Below are 322 nucleotides of genomic sequence, written 5' to 3'. Positions count from 1 at the left end.
GGCCATCGCTCTGGTACATGGCCAGCAGCGCCTGAGCTTCGCCGAGCTGGAAGCCCGCGCCAATCGCCTGGCTCATCAGTTGGTCGCTCGCGGCGTCGGTGCCGAGGTGCGCGTCGGTGTGGCCCTGGAGCGCAGCATCGAGTTGTTCGTTGCCCTGCTGGCAGTGCTCAAGGCTGGCGGCGCCTATGTGCCGCTGGACCCGGACTACCCCGGCGAGCGCCTGCGCTACATGCTCGAAGACGCCGGGGTGAAGCTGCTGCTGAGCCATCAGGCGGCCTTGCCACGTTTGCCTGAGGTGGTCGGTATCGAAGTGCTCGACCTC

Annotated in this window: 1 protein-coding gene; it reads left to right on the top strand. The window is 67.4% G+C overall.

The features are described from left to right. A partial coding sequence (locus tag H3221_RS25565; RefSeq protein ID WP_224490825.1) for an AMP-binding protein occupies window positions 1-322 on the top strand: 322 nt, incomplete at both ends.

It is taken from the genome of Pseudomonas chaetocerotis (genome assembly GCF_015712105.2).
GTDB lineage: Bacteria > Pseudomonadota > Gammaproteobacteria > Pseudomonadales > Pseudomonadaceae > Aquipseudomonas > Aquipseudomonas chaetocerotis.
This window is presented reverse-complemented; position numbering and strand designations above follow the sequence as displayed.